Consider the following 21441-nt stretch of genomic DNA (forward strand, 5'->3'; position numbering starts at 1 on the left):
CCGTTAAACATCGAAATAACATATCATCAGAGCTGTTTTTATTGTGACAAGTATTTTTGCTTGACAACCTGATTTGTTTTAGGTATTATTAGGAACGTTGCAAGAGTGTAAAGTGTTTTTCCTTGACGAAGGGAGTGCCCCGATGTGAGTCAAGAAAATCGGCTTGAGAAGACAAACCGGATTAACTTGCTGTTTGCTTTTTATGAATTGTTACTTACCGAGAAACAGCAGACTTTTCTAAAGTATTACTTTCATGACGATTTCTCACTTGGTGAAATTGCAGCCGAGTTTGAGATCAGCCGCCAGGCGGTATACGAGCATATCAAGCGTGCCGAACAAGTGCTTGAAAATTACGAAAGCAAGCTGGGCTTGCTGGAAAAGCATGAACGGCGTAATCGCAATCTTGAAGATTTGCAAAATGCATTGGAACGCGCAGGCGTCTCCATTGATAACAACAAACAAATACACGATATCGTTGCTCAGCTTAGTGAATGAAAATTGGCTGAGCGGAACGTATCGGTCTTGAAAACAGTATTAAAGCTTAAGGAGGTGGGATCATGGCATTTGAAGGATTAACGACCCGATTACAGAATGTATTCAGCAAGCTGCGCGGCAAAGGCAAGGTGTCTGATGAAGATGTAGCCGAGGCTATGCGCGAGGTACGTCTGGCATTGCTCGAAGCGGATGTAAACTTCAAAGTGGTCAAGGAATTCATCGCCAAGGTGAAAGAGAAGGCTGTTGGCAAAGAAGTGATGGAGAGCTTCACGCCAGGAATGGTCATCATCGACATCGTTAACAAGGAACTAACGGATTTGATGGGTGGAAGCCAAGCGAAATTGGCTAAAGCGAACAAACCGCCTACGGTGCTGATGATGGTTGGTTTGCAGGGTGCTGGTAAAACAACCACATCGGGTAAACTGGCTAAAATGCTGCAAAAGCAAAACAGCAGACCATTGCTTGTTGCAGGCGATATTTATCGTCCGGCAGCGATCAAACAGTTGCAAGTACTTGGAGAGCAGATCAAAGCGCCGGTATTCACACTGGGAGATCAGACAAGCCCTGTTGAGATCGCACGTCAAGGTCTACAACATGCCAAAGATAATGGTAATGACTATGTTATTATCGATACAGCTGGACGTCTGCATGTTGATGAAGAACTGATGGAAGAACTTCGCCAGATTCACAGCGTAGTGAATCCGGATGAAGTACTGCTTGTTGTAGACAGCATGACAGGTCAGGATGCGGTTAACGTAGCAGAACACTTTAACCAGCAGCTTAATCTGACCGGGGTTGTCCTGACCAAGCTGGATGGAGATACTCGTGGTGGTGCTGCGCTTTCCGTCAAAGCAGTTACGGGTTGTCCAATCAAGTTTGCTTCCCTTGGAGAGAAACTTGACGCGTTGGAGCCGTTCCACCCGGAACGTATGGCTTCACGGATCCTGGGTATGGGTGATATGTTATCTCTGATTGAGAAAGCACAATTAAACATTGATACCGATAAAGCCAAGGAAATGGAACGGAAGATGCGTAATGCAGAATTCACGTTTGAAGATTTCCTGGAGCAGATGGATCAAGTGAAAAAGCTGGGACCAATCGATCAGATCATGGATATGATCCCCGGCATGGGCAAGATGAAACAAGCCAAGGATCTGAAGGTTGATGATAAACAGATGGGCCGGATCGAAGCGATCGTTTACTCAATGACGACCGAAGAGAAACGTAACCCGGACATGATCAACCATAGCCGTCGGAAGCGTATTGCTACCGGAAGCGGAACATCTCTGGCTGAAGTAAATCGTCTGATCAAACAGTTTGATGAGATGCGCCGCATGATGAAACAGTTCTCGGATATGATGGGACCTAAAGGCGGTAAAAATAAAGCGATGAAGCAGCTTAAAGGTATGGGTAAAGGAATGAAGTTTCCTTTCCGTTGATTTAAGCGAAGCTGGATCATATACAGATTTCATTGAAGGAGGTGAATTTTCAAATGGCAGTTCGTATTCGTCTGAAACGTATGGGTGCTCACAAAGCTCCTTTCTACCGCGTAGTGGTATCGGATTCCCGTTCCCCACGTGACGGTCGTTTTATCGAGGAGATCGGTTACTACAACCCGGTTGAACAACCGGCTGTTGTTAAGATCGATGAAGATAAAGCATTGGCATGGCTTCAAAACGGTGCACAAGCATCTGACACTGTCCGCAACTTGCTTAGCAAAGCGGGCGTGATGAAGAAGTTCCACGAGTCTAAATTATCTAAATAAAGTGCTGATTCGGAGGGTCATCTATGGAAGAATTAGTAAGCATAATTGCTAAGGCTTTAGTCGATCATCCGGAAGATGTGACGGTTCGGACGGTTGAGAAAGACCGGCTTGTCGTTTATGAGTTAACCGTTCATCCTGACGATGTCGGGAAGGTAATTGGTAAACAGGGACGAATCGCGAAATCACTTCGTACGGTCGTCACATCAGCAGCAGTTAAGATGGATAAACGGGTTACCGTTGATATCATATCTTAAAGATATACGAAAGGGGGTTAGGATGCATGTCCTAGCCCCTTTTCGTGCATGCTGAAACTTAAATAATATGATTGAAATAGCTCGTTAAGTATGATTATTTGCGGAAGTAGTGAAGGGTACGGAATCGATTCTGAAGAAGCGTCAGCGCTCGCCTTTATCACCGGATTTTCACCTTTAAAAATAATTAAAAAAATTAGGGGATAACAGCGATCCGAAGAACGATCCGTAACCGGAACGGTCGCATGGAGATCATCAAATATGAGTACCATATGAATGGATTTTAGGAGGATTTATGGCAGAGTTTATGAATGTAGGTAAAATCGTTAATACGCATGGAATTCGTGGTGAGGTGAGAATCATGCCTATAACGGATTTCCCAGAAGTGCGTTTCGCGAAAAATGCAGAGTTGTTTTTCTTTACACCAGATAATCATCCAGTCATGGTTAACGTGGAATCTGCACGTTTGCATAAAAATATGTATATTCTTCGTCTGAAAGAGTATGGTAATATTAATGAAGTAGAGAAGTTTAAGGGCGGCATGGCCAAAGTGTTGAAAGAGAATCTGGCTGAATTGGAGGAAGGTGAATACTACTTCCATCAAATCGTTGGGTGTTCGGTTATCACCGAAGAGGGTGAAACGCTTGGAACCATCTCTGAAATTTTGACTCCGGGTGCCAATGATGTATGGGTTGTCAAAACGCCAGCAGGTAAAGAAGTGCTGATTCCCGTTATTGATGATGTAGTACTTGATGTGGACATCGAACAAAAGCAAGTGAAGATTCACCTGATGGAAGGGCTGCTGTAACATGAAAGTGGATGTATTAACACTCTTCCCGGAGATGTTTGATGGCGTATTCGGAGCAAGCATTCTGGGTAAAGCCCAAACGAAGGGGCTGGTGTCCCTCGGTGCAACCAACTTCCGTAATTATGCGACAAATAAGCACAATACGGTCGATGATGCTCCTTACGGTGGGGGTGGAGGCATGGTGCTGAAACCAGATCCGATCTTTGCTGCTGTTGAAGATGTACTAGAGCAACGCGGAGAAGCCGCGGCAACCATGAAAGCTCCACGTATCATTTTAATGTGTCCGCAAGGTGAGACGTTTACACAGAAAAAAGCAGAAGAACTTGTACAGGAAGATCATCTGATTTTTATATGTGGACATTATGAAGGTTACGATGAGCGAATTCGCGAATTTCTCGTGACGGATGAACTATCCATTGGTGATTACGTGCTCACTGGTGGGGAATTGCCTGCTATGGTTGCGATCGACAGCATCGTACGCCTTATTCCCGGTGTGCTTGGCAATGAGACAAGTGCTGTGACGGATTCATTCAGTACTGGACTCCTCGAATATCCACACTACACACGTCCACCCGAGTTTAGGGGCATGAAAGTACCGGATATGCTGTTGTCGGGACATCATCTGAACATTGAGGCATGGCGCAGAGAACAGTCGTTGCTTCGTACGCTGGAGCGCAGACCGGAGATGTTGGAAACCGCTGATTTGACGGATAAAGAACGTATTTGGTTGAAAAAGATACGCTCAAACCGTAAACATAGCACAGAATAAGTATATGTATCGTATAAACACGTAAATATATCTTTTTATAGAGTTTGAAAAAGCCAACCTTGATACCAAAGGTTGGCTTTTCTTATGTGTTTTGTAAAGAAAGCTGGATATTCATTGGGTAATTCTATAAAATGGAGGTATATTTTAAAACTCAGTTTCACTAAATGAAACTAAAGGCGGTGTAAGAATGAATTACAATATTATTGGTCTTGATCATATTCAGCTCGCAGCACCAGAAGGCTGTGAAGAGGAGGCACGTCATTTTTTCAATAAAGTACTGGGCTGGACGGAGATTCCCAAACCTGAAATTCTGAGAAAACGGGGTGGTGTATGGTTTGAGTGTGGTGGACACCAAGTGCATATTGGCGTACAAAAAGATTTTATTCCCGCCACAAAAGCTCATCCGGCTTTTTATGTACAACATTTGGATCAGTTGCGTGATCATCTCATTCATAACCAAATTCATATTGTCGATGACGAAGCAAGGGCAGATGAAGGTGTAAGGCGTTTTTATATAAATGATCCTTTTGGCAATCGTCTTGAGTTTTTAGAGTGGGCTTAAATCATTCATTTAAATCGTTTAATTACGTAGGCACTTTTTTGCAGCTTTGAACATTTTTGCATGAGCACATAATAGGGTTGTAAAAAACAGGGGTTTTCTTTATGGTGAACTCAGCTGGAATTGAATAATAAAGATAGCTGAGGAGGAAGGTTATGAATCATCAGCCTTATGAAATCGCCAGAGTAGATATTAGCGAGGCCGGAGAACGCTGCAAAATGCTTTTGGGAGATCTGAACGGGGATGGCAGACTTGAAATGTTGCTTGTACAGGCAGATGGGGGTATAGACGATCGGTATGTACCGCATCAGGTATGCTGTTTGACTGCGTTTGATCTGGAAGGAACATTACTATGGCAGGTCGGAACTCCCGATCCCGATGCAGGTGGTCCGGGTTCAGACTATCCCGCTCAGATCGCAGATTGGGATGGGGATGGAATTAATGAAGTATTGTGTGTCATGGACAAACAATTTCTCGTGTTGGATGGCCGGACCGGAGAGATCAAAGAAACACGTGATCTGCCAGGTGATGAAGCACATGACTGCATTATTCTCGCCAACCTGACTGGTAACCAGCAGAGAATGGACATTATTCTGAAAGACCGCTATAAGACGTTATGGGCACTTGACCATGATTTTAATTTGTTATGGAAGCATGAAGGGAACCCAGGACATTTTCCATGGGTATATGACATCGATGGAGATGGGAAAGATGAAGTGATGGCCGGATATGACATGCTGGATCATGATGGGACGTTGTTATGGTCTTGTCATAATCTCGAGGATCATGCCGACTGTATATGGTTTGGCGACGTTGACGGTGATGGGCAAGTCGAGGTTGTTATCGGTGGCAGTGTCACGGTCATGATGGACCGATATGGTAATGAGAAGTGGCGTTATGAAGACTCGATTGAATCACAGCATATTGCGTTAGGCCATTTTTGTACTGGAATGGAAGGTTTACAGATTGCAGGTCTGGACCGGATTGTCCGGGGGGATGAGCATGGTAAGGATGGAATGTTCATGCTGGATAGCGCTGGGAAGGAAATATGGAAAGAAAACCGCACGACTCGTGGCTGGTTAACCATTATAGAGCCTGTATGTAACTGGGATGAGGGTGGACTCGATTATATTTTGGCGTATCGCCGAGGTGGAGATGTGTTGCCTTCTTTGGTAGATGGAGATATGAAAACGGTTACTGAATTCCCGAAAGAGGGATATGCGGTGCATGCAGACTTGGTTCAGACGGGGAAAGAACAGATCATCATCTATGACGCAGAGGAAGCAGTGATTTATTCCAGCTCTCCGATGACATTATCACTTACCGATGCAAAAAGAGCCAAGCCACAGCTCAAAAGGCTGTATAGCTCGACTCTGTATCCAGGCGGTGAAGTTACAATCTAGGTTTCACTGGTCATTCTCCGATGCAGATGATTCGTTCTGTGGACTGGATTCGGGTTGAAGCAAGGTCGCCAAATCAGTACCTGTCGTGACCGTCAAGCGAGGCAGCTTCATGGGATAATCTCCTGGATGCACAAATCCAGACTTTACGGTAAAGGCCATGCGATATCCATGTTGCTGTAACTTGTAGATCATCTGTGTACTGGTATAACCAAAAGGATAGGCCAGATAAGGTGTGTCTATTCCGGTTTGCTTCATATGCTGGATATCATCATCCAGAAGACTGGTGTCCAGACCGACAGGTACGCTGTTCCCACAGCGCATAAATCCTTTATGATGCAGGTTATAGGTATGGCTGTTGAATTCAAATACGTCGGTTGCTGCCTGCATCTCTGGTTTGGAGATGAAACTGTTGATGGCGGGCTCAAATACCGAAGGTTGATCTTGAATTTTACTGCCTATGACAAACAGCGAGGCATGAAAATTATATTTTTGAAGCACAGGGTAAGCTAATGTATAATTGTTCTGGTATCCATCATCAAAGGTAATCACAATGGACTTCTGTGGTAAAGATAACTTTCCTTTAACATATTGTTCAAGCTGATCCAGTGTAATCGTTTGGTAGCCTTCATCATGCAGGTATTTCATATTTTGCTCAAAATCCTCCAGATTAATGATGGATTTATTATCTGTCTCGTGATTATTCAGTTTGGGCTCTATGTAATGATACATCAGTACAGGAACTTCTGTAGCAGTACCTTGTTCGATCTTGAAGGTAGAACGATCCAGCGCAGATTGGTTAGAGAAGTCAGTGTGTGACAGCTCGAATGCTTTGCGTTTGACTATGTCCCAGGATGTGCAGGCTTTATGTGACATTGCATTCGTTGGATGAGTTACGGCATATGCATACAATGTAATGGAGCATATGAGCATGGCGAGTAGGGCAAGTGTGATCTTTCTCCAATATTTCATGAGTCTTGGGATTCTCCTTTTAAAGTGGTCAATAAGTTATATCATAGACGATATTACTACATCGGAAGTTACAGTATTTTTTCCTGTATCAGGTTGACTTGCAGATGAGAGCGTTGATTCACGGTCCATATGAGAGAATGTATTTTAGAATGAAGTCAACATGTGATGGATGAGTATCAGCGATGCTGATGATCAATAGGCATTTGTTTAATTTCTCTTGTGTTTTGATATGCTGCGTGATACAATAAATCTGTTATGTGGAATACGGCGGTCCTCTATGGATAATGAAGGAGACAAGGTGATCTCTGGAAGAAGTATGAACGCCTGTACGGAAGGAGGGAGTCATAGATGAATATCGTTCAAGCGATTACACAAGAACAACTTCGTAAGGATATTCCGAGTTTTCGTCCTGGTGACACTTTGAAAGTGCACGTTAAGGTAATCGAGGGAACTCGTGAGCGTATCCAATTGTTCGAAGGTGTTGTGATTAAACGCCGTGGTGGTGGAATCAGTGAGACTTTTACAGTTCGTAAAATTTCTTACGGTGTAGGTGTGGAAAGAGCTTTCCCGCTTCATTCCCCTAAAATCGATAGAATCGAAGTGGCTCGCCGTGGTAAAGTTCGTCGTGCGAAGCTTTATTATCTTCGTGAACTACGCGGTAAAGCAGCGAGAATTAAAGAAATTCGTTAATATAACGGATACCGGGAAGGGCTTGGAGACAAGCCCTTTTCGTTTTTGTCCGGGAAAAGTTGAACCGGAGGTACACTTCCGAGTAAAATGGTATGGCAACACATGCGGTGAATAGTCCGGGAGGCTTGTAAAATCAGTTATTGAAGTGCGTGTTCAAAAGACCGGTTTCAGTACCGACTTTTTGAACAACCTCTTGAAGGCATTTGAATTGTGGATTAAATGTACTGTAATGCTTGGTGTAAGATTACATAACTGATGTGAATGTTTTGTATCCATCCATTGAGTTACTGGAACGATACAGAATGCTGGATGTGTGTACTGCTATAAACATGTACTGTGAAGAGAGGAAGATCTTGAATGGAACAAGAAGTTCAACATGACCGGGGCAATCCTGCCGAAGAGAAAGACAGTCGATCCAAAAAAGCCAAAAATGAAATTGTTGAATGGCTTAAAGCCATTGTTATCGCATTAGTTCTCGTCATTCTGATTCGGTGGTTGCTCTTCAAACCGTTTGTTGTGGACGGTCCGTCCATGCAGCCGAACTTTGAAACGGGTGAACGTGTGATCGTCAACGAGATCTTATATGATATCAGAGAACCGAAGCGCGGTGAAGTTATCGTCTTCCACGTACCATCCGAAGGTCGAGATTTCATTAAACGTGTTATTGCTGTAGAAGGTGATACAGTTGAGGTTCAGGACGATACCGTGATGGTTAACGGTAAAAAGGTTGATGAAACGTATATTCAAGGAGCCATTGATGCAGCTGAAGCAAATGGTGGAACCTATAACGTGAAAGATTTCCCGAATGAACAGTTCCCTGATGGCAAAGTGCCGGCAGGTCATGTGTTTGTAATGGGAGACAACCGTCCAAATAGTACAGACAGCCGTATGATCGGTTATGTTTCGTTAAAAGATATTATTGGTCGTGCAGATGTGATTTTCTGGCCGATTGGTGAGATTAAGTGGATCAACCACTGAAATTGAAGTAAATAATGAGGTGAAGACAAGTTGACGATACAATGGTTTCCAGGTCATATGACTCGAGCCAGACGCCAGATTCAGGATAAGTTAAAGCTCATCGACGTGGTCATCGAACTATTGGATGCCCGTCTGCCTGTCTCCAGCCGTAATCCGATGATTGACGAAATATTGCTGGATAAACCCCGGATGATTTTGTTGAACAAATCGGATTTGGCAGATGCTAAAGTGACGCAAGAATGGATTGAATATTTCAAAAAAGAAGGAATTACTGCTTTTCCTGTAGATGCTTCGACGGGAACCAATGTTAAAGATATTCCCGTGCAGGCCAAGCTTCTTCTTAAAGAAAAAATTGACCGTCAAATTGCTAAAGGGATTAATCCTCGTGCGGTTCGCGGGTTGATCGTAGGGATTCCCAATGTAGGTAAATCAACACTGATTAACCGACTTGCTGGACGGAGTATTGCGTTAACAGGAGATCGTCCTGGTGTGACGAAGGGGCAACAGTGGATCAAGGTAGGCAAAGAAATGGAGTTATTGGATACTCCGGGTATTCTTTGGCCTAAGTTCGAAGATCAAAACGTAGGTTATCGTCTTGCTGTAACAGGTGCAATCAAAGAGGAAATTCTGAATGCAGAGGATATCGCCTTTTTTGGAATCAGTTACCTGATGCGTTATTACTGGGACGCTTTGGAAGAGAGATATGGACTTCAGGAGTTCTCCAAGGATGCAGATGATTCAGACAGTGTTATTGCGATTATGGAGCAGGTCGGCCGTATACGTGGTTGCATTGTAAGCGGTGGACGCATTGATCTGGAAAAGGCATCACGAGCATTTCTGCGTGAACTGCGAGCTGGTAAAATGGGACGTTTTTCTATGGAAGCTCCCTATTAAAAAATGGACTCTACATGATGAAGATCATTATCTTCATTTGTTCATTTCATATATACAAGTGCCGAAAGAAGCGGCCGTTACCGGATTACCGGGAGCGGTCGTTTTTTGTGTATACAAACGCGGAAGTAGAGCTGGAACATACGTCGAAAACGATAAAATGGAAGAGGTTTGAAGAACAGTACGCTTTATGGAATTGGCTGACCCATATATCAGGTGTATCTAAATCGTGCTATGATGAATGGTGGTGCAATTTAAATTAGACGAGGTCTGATATATTCAATTTAAACCATCAAATACCGATAAATGAAGACATCACTATCTTTATATTGTAAATCTCAAGGAAAAGTTTTGTTGAGAGTGACAGGTTGTACAGAACAAAAGACAGAGAATCTACGTCTATATTATAAAAAAGTTGTAAGTGATACGCATGCTGAAAAAGCGTGGGTAGAGGAGATGAGTATTATGTTTGAAAATAATGAAGAGATCGGGTTGAATCTACTGGATACCCCGATTGGACCAAAGAAGAAAAAAGAAGCCAGTGAACCTCGAGACCTGTTGCTCTACGAGCGGGAGTATTGGGACAGTGGATTTGAACGTATTGCTGGCATTGATGAGGTAGGGCGGGGCTGTTTGTTTGGGGATGTTGTTGCAGCGGCGGTTATTTTACCGAAGGATCTCATCCTGGAAGGTGTGAATGACTCCAAGAAATTAACGGAGAAAAAACGTGATGCATTATATGACATCATTATGGAAAAAGCGCTGGCGGTAGGTATCGGGTACGCGGATGCAGAGACAATTGATCGGCTTAACATCAAACAGGCTGCGAGACTTGCGATGAAACGTGCTGTTGAAGCATTGGGAGAAACGCCTGATTATATGCTGGTGGATGCCGAGAAGGTGGATGTGAATGTACCTCAGCTGTCCATTATTAAAGGTGACGCCAATAGTCAATCGATCGCAGCGGCATCGATTATTGCCAAGGTAACGCGAGATCGACTATGTAAGGAAGAATGGGATACGTTATATCCGGAATATGGTTTGTCGATACATAAAGGATATGCAACAAAAGTTCATCGGGAGCAAATTATGGCGTTGGGGGCAACCCCGATGCATCGGCGCAGTTTTCTGGGCAACCTGCTTGGAGAGCAGCAATCTTTGTTTTAACACAGGTTTGAAGGAAGGAGGGGGAGAGATTTGAATATCGGTTCCATGATTAAGGGGTTAATGGGAGATAGTAAGCCCGGCAATGCCAAACCGCTTGAATTAAAGGAAGGTCAGGTGGTTCGTGGCTCCGTCGTTAGTGTGTCCGATGATGGAGGAGAAGCAGTTCTGCAGATTCAAGGTGTGCAGGTGCGCGCCAAGTTGGAGACTCCACTCCGTCCGGGTGAGACCACGTTGCTTCAAGTGCAACCTCCAGGTGAAAATGGCATTACGGTAATGAAACCTATGGCTGGAACACTTGCTGAGCTGCCACAAGCTTCGCTGAACAACCTGCTTAAGGATGTAGGACTGCCGGATACAAAAGGGAACCGGGAACTGTTACTTGCCATGCAGCGTAGCGGTTTGCCGCTCACGAAGGATAATGTGGCTATGGTCCAGAATATGATGACTGCCAAACCTGCACAGGTCCCTGTGGAAGAATGGGTGCAGGCGACAGGGATTGCTTTTCAACGTGGGCTTCCGGTTACGGCGGAAACAGTAAAAGGATTACACCAGACGGTGTTTGGCCCCCCTCTGCATCAGTTGTTAAGCGGGTTGGCTGACCAGTTGGAAACGATGCTTACTCAAACAACAGGTAAACTGCTATTGCCTGGAGAACAATCTGCTACGTTGAAACCAGCAGTCATGGCTGGTGCACCTGTTGTACCGAATGCTTCACAGACGGAAGAAGGATTGGCTGCATCAGGCAATGGTCGTCAGGTGACTGGAACCGGAACTCCTGCTTTGTCAACGCAACAAGGACAAGCGGTATTGGCAGGAGCTATATCCATGACGGATGGCGGGGCAGAGGATGCAGCTAATGCGGTGAAAGGAAACCTGCAGACCGGCGGAGGAGCAGGAAATGCTGAAGCCGCGACGAAGGCAGTTGCCAGCAACGTTGAAACGGCTGGCAAAGGGGGCGCAGGTATTCCGTCTGGAACCGGAATACCTGGAGAGGGTCCGCGCGGGGCTGACGCGGGCCAAGCCGGGAGCCGCCCGGGTACACTAGGGGCGGCGGCAGAATCAGTGGCTGGCCGTGTAAGTGCGGGCCAGCCTGAAGCAGGCGCGGCCGGTCGGACTGACGGTCGCGCTGAAACGCCTGCTGCTGCGGGGACTCCGTCCGCAGCAGGCCAGGCGGCGCCAGCAGCGCCTACGGCAGCGCAGCTGGCGCCCAAGCTGCTGGCGCTGCTGGACGCCTTGCGCAGCGCGTCCACTGCCGCACCGGCACAGCCTGGTGCGGCAGCACAGGCCGCCCCTGCATCGCAGGGCGGCCAGGCGGCTGCGGCTGCCGGAGGCGTGCCGCAGCCGTTGCCAGCCGGCGCTGATGCGCCGCCGGCTGGCGGTAGTGCAGCAGCAACTGCGGGAGCTGCTGCAGTGCCTGCGCCTGTCACCCACGAGGGGGACCCGTGGGTGGGGCGCGTGCTGAAGCTGCTCGGTGCGGAGCACGAGCAGCAGGCCGTTCACGGCGCGGCTGCGCAGCCGCGCGTGGGGGATGCGGCGAGTCCGGCAAATGCGGACACGCTGAAGGGCTTGCTGCTGCAGCTTGCCAGCAGCGAAGGTGCACCGGCGGCGCTTAAGGATGCCGCCGGACAGGCTGTGCAATATCTGACAGGTCAGCAGTTATTGCTGACAACAGATCGCAGTGCTACATTTGCACAGATGCACTGGTTTATTCCGATCACTGGACCGGACGGGGAAGAAACGGCGTCTGTTCAGATTCAATCACGTCGTGGATCTCGTGGAGAGCTGGATGCGTCCAACTGCCGTCTATGGTTTGATCTGGACATGAAAAGTCTTGGGCCTACTCTGGTAGATGTCCATGTGGTTAATAATATTGTCAGTCTGCGTGTATTGAATGATCGCGAAGGGATGGGACCGCTCCTGGAGAGCGGACGAGAGGTAATCCATCAGGCATTGGACAAGTTGGGTTATCAATTGCTGACCTTCAAGGCGGAACCGTGGCCTGCGGGCCAGGAGCCGGGCGCGGAACGAAAAACGAGGGCCTCGGACTATAGTCCTGAACGATACAAAGGGGTGGACTTGAAGGTATGAAAGACGAGTCGTCACAACCGGACCTGCTCTCCAAAAAGGCGGTTGCCCTAAAATATGTCCCTGGAGAGAGCGAAGCGCCTGTTGTTGTAGCCAAGGGGCGCGGCAAAGTGGCAGAAGCCATTCTGGATAAAGCCAGAGAAAACGGCGTGGCTGTTCAGGAGGATGCAGCACTTGTGGAGGTGCTCTCCAAGTTGGATCTGGATGAACAGATTCCAGCTGAACTGTATCAACTGGTCGCAGAGGTGCTAACGTACGTCTACCGTGCAGATCGCATGGCCTCAGGACATGAGGAAAATGAGTCATGGTAGAACGTAGATTGGGCCGGGGGCCGGATCTGAAGCTCACACGACAGCAGAAGGGTCAATTAGGTGAAGAGGCTGCCTGTCAATGGCTGCGAGAGCACAATTATCGAATCATTAGACAGAACTGGCGTTGCCGTAGTGGTGAGATTGACATCATTGCTTCCTGCGAGGGCCTGATTGTCTTTGTGGAAGTAAGAAGCAGAAGTGGAGCCGCTCAGTACGGTACACCTCAGGAATCGGTGGATATGCGTAAAATGCAGCAGGTACGTTCAACCGCATCCGTGTATTTGCAAATGACGGGAGAGACGGAACTTCAGATCCGTTTTGATGTAATTGCCGTAATGCTTGATCAAGCAGGAGAGACTGTCTCTGTGAATCATATTGTTAATGCTTTTTAAGAATTACACTAGAAGTTATTGTTGTATTATGTGATACGAAATGTATCTTTTTAATGTGGGTTGGTCAGTAATTTCGAAGTACAAGTTTAATTATGTCTTATCTTTTCATTTGTTTTAGTTTTGAAATTAGTTAATATACTAAAGCCGTAGTTCCTATTTATACAGGAGCTGCGGCTTTTTTTGATTTAACTATGAAATCACTAAACATAGGATAGAGCATTGATAATAAAATCATTGTATTTCAGAAATTTATAGATACAAAATGTATCATTTGTAATAAACTAAGAAAGTTGAAATTTAAAGAGAGGTTGGTGGGATGTATGAAAGAGCTTCAGAATACTTCGAACAACACAGTAAAACAAGTATGGGAGTGCCCTCGGATGGATGTGCTGGATATCAGCGAGACCATGAACGGTGGACAGGGGATTTGGCAATATGTTTGGGACGGAGAATTCTGGAAGCTTGAACTTATGGTCAGTTAATTTAAGAGGCTAAAGAGGAATATTTGATCAATAAAATAAATGGTGAGGTGTAGTGAGAAGATGCAGACAAGTATCAAATGGATCATTCGACTAAGTGTACTATCTTTATGTTTCATTTTGTTTGGAATCATGTATTCCGGAGTTTCTTATGCAGCCGATCCGTCTACACAGACAAAAATATCAGGTAAAGTTACTGATCTTGAAGGCTTTCCTATCCAGGATGCAACCATCAAGTATTCCCTTAGATATCAAGGGGAAGAAACTGAAAATAGCGTAAAGACAGATGGCACTGGAAGTTATTCTATACTTGAGTCTGTCCAGGATTACACGGAAATTAGTTTTATAATTGAAGCAGAGGGCTATGTGACAGACAGGCACCGTAATACCTACTATTTGTCAGAAGGGGAACAGATTCTGGTTAATTTCGAGCTATATGAACCTTCTACGATTGTAGGGTCTGTAACCGATCAAACAGGCAAACCGATTCCAGATGCCTTGGTCAAAGTAACAGGAGCCTTGGATCGCCCCGTTAAAACAGATCAGCAAGGCCGGTATGCCGTTACTGGGCTTGATTTTGACTACAATCCAAACATTGCGATCTGGGTAGATTCTGCGGATTATATGCTTTATGAACAGGATCGTTTGAATGTTCAGGCTGGAAAAACCTTGATCGTAGATGTTGTTTTGACAGAAGCGGCTCACGTGCGAGGAAAAGTCGTAGATGAGGCGGGCACTCCAGTATGTGGAGCTAAAGTTAATGCTGGAGGTTCGGCAACAACAACGGATGCTCAAGGAAATTATTTCATAAAACGCGTGCCAACAGGTACCAAAACAATAACGGGGGAAGCAGCAGGATACTTAAAATCGACTCAGAACGTTACCCTCGTACAAGGAGATCATAATACGTTTAATATCGTACTTAAGAAAGATGCAGATATTACACCTCCAGTAACCAAGTACAGATTAGTTCCTATTACAGATACTGTGAACGGGAAAATATACATCAAAGGATTTACATTCAGACTTCAGGCAACAGACGAAGTCAAAGGTTCGGGCGTAAAAACAACGCAATATCGAATCAATGGGGGAGAATGGAAGAACTATGAAGGACCCGTAAAGTTTTATGCTCCCGATGTCAAGGTGGTAGAGTACTACAGTACAGATGTTGCAGGTAACCAGGAGAAGTACAACAAAATGGATTTTGTTAATGGCACATTTGAAGGCGCAGGTTCATATTGATTCATCATTGATATGATAGTGTGCTTTGTATAAGATGCTAATCTAATTAGACGGCTCCGACATGATGATCGCCCTCGGTAGATCAGGATTCGGAGCCGTCTTTACCGTTTTTAATGCCTGTAACCCTAGTAGTCGACGCCTTCCCTTTGAATCTCGTGAACAGAAGGGTGTATAATCAAGGATGTAATCTGGAGGTTTAATCTTTTGATTTGTCATAAACGAATTGTTCCAGACCTAAACCATCGTTAGGGTTACAAATCATATAATATACAGGAGGTACGGCCGATGAGTAAAACTACGAAAACAACAAATGAAGTCAGAAATGCGATTCAAAACCGTCGTACGGTGAAAAAATTTAAAAAAGAAGCTGTTCCTACACAGCAGATTATAGAATTGCTGGACACCGCAGTCTGGGCTCCTAACCATAAACTGCGTGAACCTTGGAGATTTTTGTTGTTTACCGGAAATGGACGGAAGAAACTGGCTGAGGCTATTGATGCAGAAATGGGAGAAGACAACAAATTCTCAGCCAATATTATGCAAGTTCCATCCGTTATGCTTGTTGTTCTGGAAGAAGATCCCAGACAGAATATCTGGGACGAAGACTTCGCTGCGGTCAGTGCATTGGTTCAGAACTTTATGCTTGCAGCCTGGAGTGAAGACATTGGAACGTTCTGGGTGACCAAGCCATTTTTGTACGCTCCCAAATTCCGCAAACCGCTTGGAATAGAGGCGGGAGAGAAGATTGTAGGTATGATTTATATGGGATACCCTGATGTTATTCCTTCTGCCAAAGAACGCACACCAGCCAAGGAGAAACTCACTCTTTTTGAATAATATATTATTGTAGACCTTAGCTATATACGATCCCTTATGTTTCAGGGAGATCCACGTACAAGTACCTTTCTTCACAGAAGAGAAGGGCTTGTACGTTTTTTGTCATGTTGGCGTATCCGCATTGTAGAATCTGCATAAGAAATCCTTCTCGATCTTCCTCTGCTGTCTGCAGTTTCATGCCCATTTCACTGCCTTTGGGTAAATCGGCCTGTTCTTTCCTCCATATGCTTCTAAAATAGCTTCAAAATAAATTAAGATCCAATTGACGATACTGGATGGCTTCAGCCACATGAGCGGTCACAATTTCACCTTCATGGTCCAGATCGGCAATGGTCTGTGCCATCTTGATAATCCGATCATGTGCACGCATGCTCAGGTTTAACGTTTGCAGCGTTTGCTCTAACAGTTGCTCTGCCTCTTGGGGGAGATGGATCGTTCGTCGCAAAAGCGTGCCAGAAAGCTGGCTATTCCAACGAACCGAACTTTTGGCATAACGTGTAGCCTGAATTTGATGAGCGTGGATCACTTTTGACTGCATTTCTTCAGAGGAAGGGGAAGCAGCAGACTTGCGCCACTCGCCTGGTGGAGGAACCTCAACCTGAAGATCAATGCGGTCCAGCAGTGGTCCTGAAATTTTGGCTCGGTACGCGGCAACACGGGCTGGACTACATATGCAGCGTTGCTCCTCCGAATGAGCGGACAAATATCCGCAGGGACAGGGATTCATGGAACATGCAAGCATGAACTGGGCCGGAAAGGTGAATGCAGCGCGAGCCCGACTAATTGTCACTGTGCGATCCTCTAACGGCTGCCTTAATACCTCAAGCACTTGGCGCTGGAATTCAGGTAATTCATCCAGAAACAATATGCCCCGGTGGGCAAGACTTACTTCACCCGGTTTTGGGATACCACCGCCTCCAATCAGACCAGAGGTGGATATCGTGTGGTGAGGCGAGCGAAAAGGTCTATCTGCAATCAGGCCTTGAGGAGCTTCTTTCAATTTGCCTGCGGCACTTAATACTTTGGTTACTTCTAACGCTTCATCTTCTGACAAAGGTGGAAGGATGGAGGGTAGACGTTTGATTAACATCGTTTTGCCCGTGCCTGGCGGTCCAACGAGCAGTATATTATGCATGCCAGCTGCAGCAATCATAAGCGCGCGTTTTACATGGTGCTGCCCCAGAACATCACTATAGTCATCTGCAAATAATAGTGTTTGTCTTGGCTTCCTATCCGCCATCTTATGAGTCTTATCTTTTATAGGAGCAGCGAGGTGAGCATAATTTTTCAACACGACTGGTCCTGCATTTGTATTATTTGGTATTCCCACTGAACTAGCGGGTTGATCTGGATTTTTCGGAGTAATATCCTGTAAATGACGAATGCCAAACACCTGGATACCTCGAATCAGTGACGCTTCCTCCACGTTATCCAAAGGCAGGAGCACGGAAGTAAAGCCTTGTCGTTTGGCCAGATCCACCATGGATAAAATGCCCGGCACGGACCTGATCGAACCGTCCAACGCCAGTTCGCCAACCACTAGTGTTCGTTCCCGGGGAGGAAGTACAAGCTGGCCGCTTGTCATAAGTAAACCAATAGCGATGGCTAGATCAAAGGAAGATCCTTCCTTGCGTAGATCAGCGGGGGCCAGATTGATTGTGATCCGCTGTAAAGGATACTGATATCCGCAGTTTTTAATCGCTGCACGGACACGTTCAACGGCCTCACGAATGGCTGAATCCGGTAAACCGATGATGGATGTCTGTGGCAGACCATTGGATAAATCGGTTTCCACCTCGATCAGAACACCATCGATTCCGTACAAACACGCACTGTGTAATTTTCCGTACATAACAAAGAAACACCTCACTCGATTCTTGACTCCGCATAATACGGGCCAGTCTACGAATTAAGGTGCTTCCTCAGCTTCTACTAAGCATTTTATATAAAAGGAATCATGGAGTCAACCTGTCATTATCATTGCTGTAGTCATCTTTCCTGATCCCTGAATTTTATTTCTGGAAGGAAATCATTAAATAATTTTGGAGAAAATGGTGCGTGAATCTGTTCGATGGACTTATCTATTATTGTTGTTAAATCATGGGGATGAACTACTGATTATCTACCTATGTTTATATTTTACACAATCTAATTTATCATAATTAAATTGAATAGTAAAATCATTTGTGCTCAATTATTCTGTTTTTTTTCTATTTTGTGATAGTATAGATCTATAGTTCCTGTATTATTAGGAATAGATTGCACAATAGGCAGGTGAGAAAGACATATGCAGACTGACAGTTTGAAGCTGGATAACCAATTATGCTTTGCCATATATGCTTGTTCACGTGAGATTACGAAGATGTACCAGCCTTATCTGGAGGTACTTGGCGTAACGTATTCCCAGTATTTGGTGTTAATGGTTTTGTGGGAACGTGAAGAATGTACGGTTAAGGAGATCGGGGAGGCTCTCTATCTCGATTCGGGAACGTTGACACCACTTCTCAAACGTTTGCAGTCAGCAGGACTTATTAATCGCGAACGCTCGGCTCAGGATGAACGAAAAGTATTAATTACATTAACCGACTCCGGCCGTGAGTTACGGAACAAGGCATTATCCATACCTGAATCCATTCAGGGAGATGCGTGTTTGAACAGTACAGAGTTTGAAACATTGCTGGGTCAGTTCAAAGGATTACTGGAGAAAGTTCACGAAACCAACACTAACGCAGCCAAAAAATAAAATGTAGTTTTACATCAAGAAAACCTCAGTTTTTAGCTGAGGTTTTTTCCATATATACCCAAGCATTCACAATATGGGATCATACTCATATCAAAATACTGTCTATTAAACATTAATTTTTTAAGGAAAGCGTTTTAAAAACGTGTTACAATGAATTGGGTTTAAGTGAAAATAGTCAACATTTGTCTTTTGTTAGTCTACCAACCCGCCTTGTTGCAGTCATGTTGATAGGAGGATTCGAGAATGAATATCCATGAATATCAAGGAAAAGAAGTACTGAAACAGTATGGAGTTACCGTTCCAAACGGAAAGGTTGCTTATACAGTCGATGAAGCGGTTGCGGCCGCAGAGGCACTGGGCAGTCCGGTGACTGTTGTTAAAGCGCAAATTCACGCAGGTGGCCGGGGTAAAGCCGGCGGCGTAAAAGTGGCAAAGAGTACGGATGAAGTTCGTGCCTATGCTTCCGAAATTCTGGGCAAAGTATTGGTAACACACCAGACTGGACCAGAAGGTAAAGAAGTGAAACGTCTTCTGATTGAAGAAGGATGCGATATCCGCAAAGAGTATTACGTGGGTGTTGTTGTGGACCGTGCCACAGGCCGTGTAGTTATGATGGCTTCCGAAGAAGGCGGTACTGAGATTGAAGAAGTAGCTGAAGCTACACCTGAGAAAATTTTCAAAGAAATCATTGACCCTGCCATTGGGTTGCAAGTGTTCCAGGCCCGTAAACTGGCTTACAGCATTAAGATTCCGAATGAACTGGTGAACAAAGCTGTTAAGTTCATGCTGGCGCTGTACACTGCATTTGTCGAAAAAGATTGCTCTATTGCCGAGATCAATCCTCTCGTTGTTACCGGAGATGGAAACGTTATCGCGCTAGATGCGAAATTAAACTTTGACTCCAACGCCCTGTTCCGTCATAAAGACATTTTGGAACTGCGTGACTTGGATGAAGAGGATGAAAAAGAAATCGAAGCTTCCAAATACGACCTCAGCTACATAGCACTTGATGGCAACATCGGCTGTATGGTCAATGGTGCGGGACTTGCGATGGCAACGATGGACATTATCAAATACTACGGTGGAGACCCGGCCAACTTCCTTGACGTTGGGGGCGGTGCGACAACGGAGAAGGTGACTGAAGCATTTAAGATCATCTTGTCCGATGCCAAAGTAGCTGGAATCTTTGTTAACATCTTCGGTGGCATCATGCGCTGTGATGTTATCGCCAATGGTGTTGTTGAAGCCGCGAAGCAGCTTGGCCTGACCAAACCGCTGGTTGTTCGTCTTGAAGGAACTAACGTGGAGCTTGGCAAACGTATTCTGGGTGAATCTGGCCTGAATATCGTTCCTGCTGATTCCATGGCCGATGGTGCACAGAAAATTGTTGCCCTCGTAAAATAAGTTCATTCCTTAGTACCGGAGCTGTCCGGGAATTGAAAAATAACCGTAAGGATGTGAAGCAACGTGAGTATTTTGATCGATAAAAATACAAAAGTCATTACGCAAGGCATTACGGGTTCAACGGGAATGTTCCACACGAAGGGCGCATTGGACTACGGAACCCAGATGGTAGGCGGAGTTACACCGGGTAAAGGCGGAACTAATGTGGATATCACGTTGGAAGACGGCACAGTAGCTAGTCTGCCGGTGTTCAACACTGTGCAGGAAGCGAAGGAAGCTACAGGCGCAACAGCGAGCGTCATTTACGTTCCTCCTGCATTTGCAGCAGATTCCATTATGGAAGCTGTTGATGCTGAGCTGGACCTCGTAATCTGTATTACAGAAGGTATTCCGGTTCTTGACATGATCAAGGTTGACCGCTTTATGGAAGGTAAAGATACTGTCCTGATCGGACCAAACTGTCCAGGTGTCATTACACCAGGAGAATGTAAAATCGGTATCATGCCTGGTTATATCCATATGGCAGGGCACGTAGGCGTTGTTTCCCGTAGTGGAACACTTACCTATGAAGCCGTTCATCAACTGACGACACGTGGCATTGGACAATCTTCTGCTGTAGGAATCGGGGGAGACCCTGTAAAAGGCTCCGAGTTCATTGATATCCTCAAACGGTTCAATGAAGATCCACAGACTCATGCGGTCATCATGATTGGTGAGATTGGTGGTACAGCTGAAGAGGATGCTGCAGATTGGGTACGTGAAAACATGACCAAACCGGTTGTTGGCTTTATCGGTGGCGTAACAGCGCCTCCAGGCAAACGGATGGGCCATGCTGGCGCTATTATCTCTGGCGGTAAAGGTACAGCCAAAGAGAAGATTGCGAAGCTGGAATCATGTGGAATCAAAGTAGCACCAACTCCTGCTGAGATGGGTTCGACTTTGGTGAGTGTACTTGAGGAACGCGGTATTTTGAATTTGTGCACGACACATTAATTCTTTTTCGTTATAATAGAAGAAACGGCTCGGAAATGATTTATTTCTGGTAGACCGACTATTATGGTTACGGAAAAGGTAAGCAACCTTTTGTCCTTAAACAGGGCGAAGGGTTGCTTTTTTGCGTTTTTTTACGGGAAAAGGGGGAGGAATTGTCCCTCATCTGCGTAAACGCTTGCATTCCGTGGTCACTTAACACACAATATGAGG

The 21441-nt window shown here is 45.4% G+C and carries 22 protein-coding genes; 20 read left to right on the plus strand and 2 right to left on the minus strand.

The annotated features are described in order from the left end of the window. Positions 1-144 precede the first annotated feature (144 nt). From ylxM to MHI12_RS10915, 8 genes are all read left to right on the plus strand, one after another. A complete protein-coding gene (gene ylxM, locus MHI12_RS10880; protein ID WP_017689221.1) occupies positions 145-495 on the plus strand; it encodes a YlxM family DNA-binding protein in 351 nt (116 codons plus the stop codon). A gap of 62 nt (positions 496-557) precedes the next feature. Next, on the plus strand, positions 558-1934 hold the full coding sequence (ffh, locus tag MHI12_RS10885; RefSeq protein WP_062833767.1) for a signal recognition particle protein: 1377 nt from the start codon (positions 558-560) through the stop codon (positions 1932-1934). A gap of 53 nt (positions 1935-1987) precedes the next feature. Next, positions 1988-2260 (plus strand): 30S ribosomal protein S16, encoded by a 273-nt coding sequence (rpsP, locus tag MHI12_RS10890; RefSeq protein ID WP_017689219.1) that lies wholly within the window; start codon positions 1988-1990, stop codon positions 2258-2260. Between the two features lie 23 nt (positions 2261-2283). Beyond that, complete coding sequence (locus MHI12_RS10895; protein WP_017689218.1) at positions 2284-2514, plus strand: KH domain-containing protein; 231 nt, start codon at positions 2284-2286, stop codon at positions 2512-2514. A 292-nt stretch (positions 2515-2806) separates the two neighbouring features. Continuing rightward, positions 2807-3319, plus strand: coding sequence for a ribosome maturation factor RimM (rimM, locus tag MHI12_RS10900; protein ID WP_405172367.1), 513 nt, complete (start codon positions 2807-2809; stop codon positions 3317-3319). 1 nt (position 3320) lies between these two features. Beyond that, a complete protein-coding gene (trmD, locus tag MHI12_RS10905) occupies positions 3321-4088 on the plus strand; it encodes a tRNA (guanosine(37)-N1)-methyltransferase TrmD (RefSeq protein ID WP_036670343.1) in 768 nt (255 codons plus the stop codon). Between the two features lie 187 nt (positions 4089-4275). Then, entirely contained in the window at positions 4276-4650 is a 375-nt protein-coding gene (locus tag MHI12_RS10910; protein WP_405172368.1) for a VOC family protein, read from the plus strand. Positions 4651-4802: 152 nt separating this feature from the next. Next, positions 4803-6050 carry a hypothetical protein gene (locus MHI12_RS10915; protein WP_405172369.1) on the plus strand — a complete coding sequence of 416 codons (1248 nt, stop codon included), beginning with the start codon at positions 4803-4805 and terminating at the stop codon, positions 6048-6050. A 3-nt stretch (positions 6051-6053) separates the two neighbouring features. Here the strand turns inward: MHI12_RS10915 and MHI12_RS10920 are convergent, their stop codons facing one another. Continuing rightward, positions 6054-7019 (minus strand): polysaccharide deacetylase family protein, encoded by a 966-nt coding sequence (locus tag MHI12_RS10920; protein ID WP_405172370.1) that lies wholly within the window; start codon positions 7017-7019, stop codon positions 6054-6056. 348 nt (positions 7020-7367) lie between these two features. Here MHI12_RS10920 and rplS point away from each other — a divergent pair, with 348 nt between their 5' ends. The 9 genes from rplS (at position 7368) to MHI12_RS10965 (ending at position 16091) form a co-directional block, all read left to right on the plus strand. Further along, entirely contained in the window at positions 7368-7709 is a 342-nt protein-coding gene (gene rplS, locus MHI12_RS10925; protein ID WP_024630190.1) for a 50S ribosomal protein L19, read from the plus strand. Positions 7710-8066: 357 nt separating this feature from the next. Further along, positions 8067-8687 carry a signal peptidase I gene (gene lepB / locus MHI12_RS10930; protein WP_036609449.1) on the plus strand — a complete coding sequence of 207 codons (621 nt, stop codon included), beginning with the start codon at positions 8067-8069 and terminating at the stop codon, positions 8685-8687. Between the two features lie 30 nt (positions 8688-8717). Beyond that, the gene (gene ylqF / locus MHI12_RS10935) at positions 8718-9581 is read left to right on the plus strand and encodes a ribosome biogenesis GTPase YlqF (protein WP_017689210.1); all 864 of its coding nucleotides are present in this window, start codon (positions 8718-8720) and stop codon (positions 9579-9581) included. A gap of 462 nt (positions 9582-10043) precedes the next feature. After that, a complete protein-coding gene (locus MHI12_RS10940) occupies positions 10044-10745 on the plus strand; it encodes a ribonuclease HII (protein WP_091017327.1) in 702 nt (233 codons plus the stop codon). A 30-nt stretch (positions 10746-10775) separates the two neighbouring features. Further along, the gene (locus MHI12_RS10945) at positions 10776-12833 is read left to right on the plus strand and encodes a DNA ligase (protein WP_405172371.1); all 2058 of its coding nucleotides are present in this window, start codon (positions 10776-10778) and stop codon (positions 12831-12833) included. After that, the gene (locus MHI12_RS10950) at positions 12830-13141 is read left to right on the plus strand and encodes an EscU/YscU/HrcU family type III secretion system export apparatus switch protein (protein WP_405172372.1); all 312 of its coding nucleotides are present in this window, start codon (positions 12830-12832) and stop codon (positions 13139-13141) included. The genes MHI12_RS10945 and MHI12_RS10950 overlap by 4 nt, the downstream gene beginning before the upstream one ends. After that, positions 13135-13533, plus strand: coding sequence for a YraN family protein (locus MHI12_RS10955; protein ID WP_405172373.1), 399 nt, complete (start codon positions 13135-13137; stop codon positions 13531-13533). Before MHI12_RS10950 ends, MHI12_RS10955 begins: the two co-directional genes overlap by 7 nt. 542 nt (positions 13534-14075) lie before the next feature. After that, positions 14076-15254 (plus strand): carboxypeptidase-like regulatory domain-containing protein, encoded by a 1179-nt coding sequence (locus MHI12_RS10960; protein WP_405172374.1) that lies wholly within the window; start codon positions 14076-14078, stop codon positions 15252-15254. Positions 15255-15539: 285 nt separating this feature from the next. Then, positions 15540-16091: a nitroreductase gene (locus MHI12_RS10965; RefSeq protein WP_405172375.1), complete on the plus strand. Its 552-nt coding sequence runs from the start codon at positions 15540-15542 to the stop codon at positions 16089-16091. A 241-nt stretch (positions 16092-16332) separates the two neighbouring features. Here MHI12_RS10965 and MHI12_RS10970 read toward each other — a convergent pair whose 3' ends face one another. Next, complete coding sequence (locus MHI12_RS10970) at positions 16333-17943, minus strand: YifB family Mg chelatase-like AAA ATPase (RefSeq protein WP_405172376.1); 1611 nt, start codon at positions 17941-17943, stop codon at positions 16333-16335. A 435-nt stretch (positions 17944-18378) separates the two neighbouring features. Here MHI12_RS10970 and MHI12_RS10975 point away from each other — a divergent pair, with 435 nt between their 5' ends. The 3 genes from MHI12_RS10975 (at position 18379) to sucD (ending at position 21231) form a co-directional block, all read left to right on the plus strand. Further along, complete coding sequence (locus MHI12_RS10975) at positions 18379-18834, plus strand: MarR family winged helix-turn-helix transcriptional regulator (RefSeq protein WP_036609387.1); 456 nt, start codon at positions 18379-18381, stop codon at positions 18832-18834. A gap of 243 nt (positions 18835-19077) precedes the next feature. After that, complete coding sequence (sucC, locus tag MHI12_RS10980; protein WP_036609384.1) at positions 19078-20238, plus strand: ADP-forming succinate--CoA ligase subunit beta; 1161 nt, start codon at positions 19078-19080, stop codon at positions 20236-20238. A 63-nt stretch (positions 20239-20301) separates the two neighbouring features. Next, the gene (sucD, locus tag MHI12_RS10985) at positions 20302-21231 is read left to right on the plus strand and encodes a succinate--CoA ligase subunit alpha (RefSeq protein ID WP_074094556.1); all 930 of its coding nucleotides are present in this window, start codon (positions 20302-20304) and stop codon (positions 21229-21231) included. Positions 21232-21441 lie beyond the last annotated feature (210 nt).

The sequence above is a fragment of the Paenibacillus sp. FSL H8-0280 genome (assembly GCF_045040665.1).
Lineage (GTDB): Bacteria > Bacillota > Bacilli > Paenibacillales > Paenibacillaceae > Paenibacillus > Paenibacillus xylanexedens_A.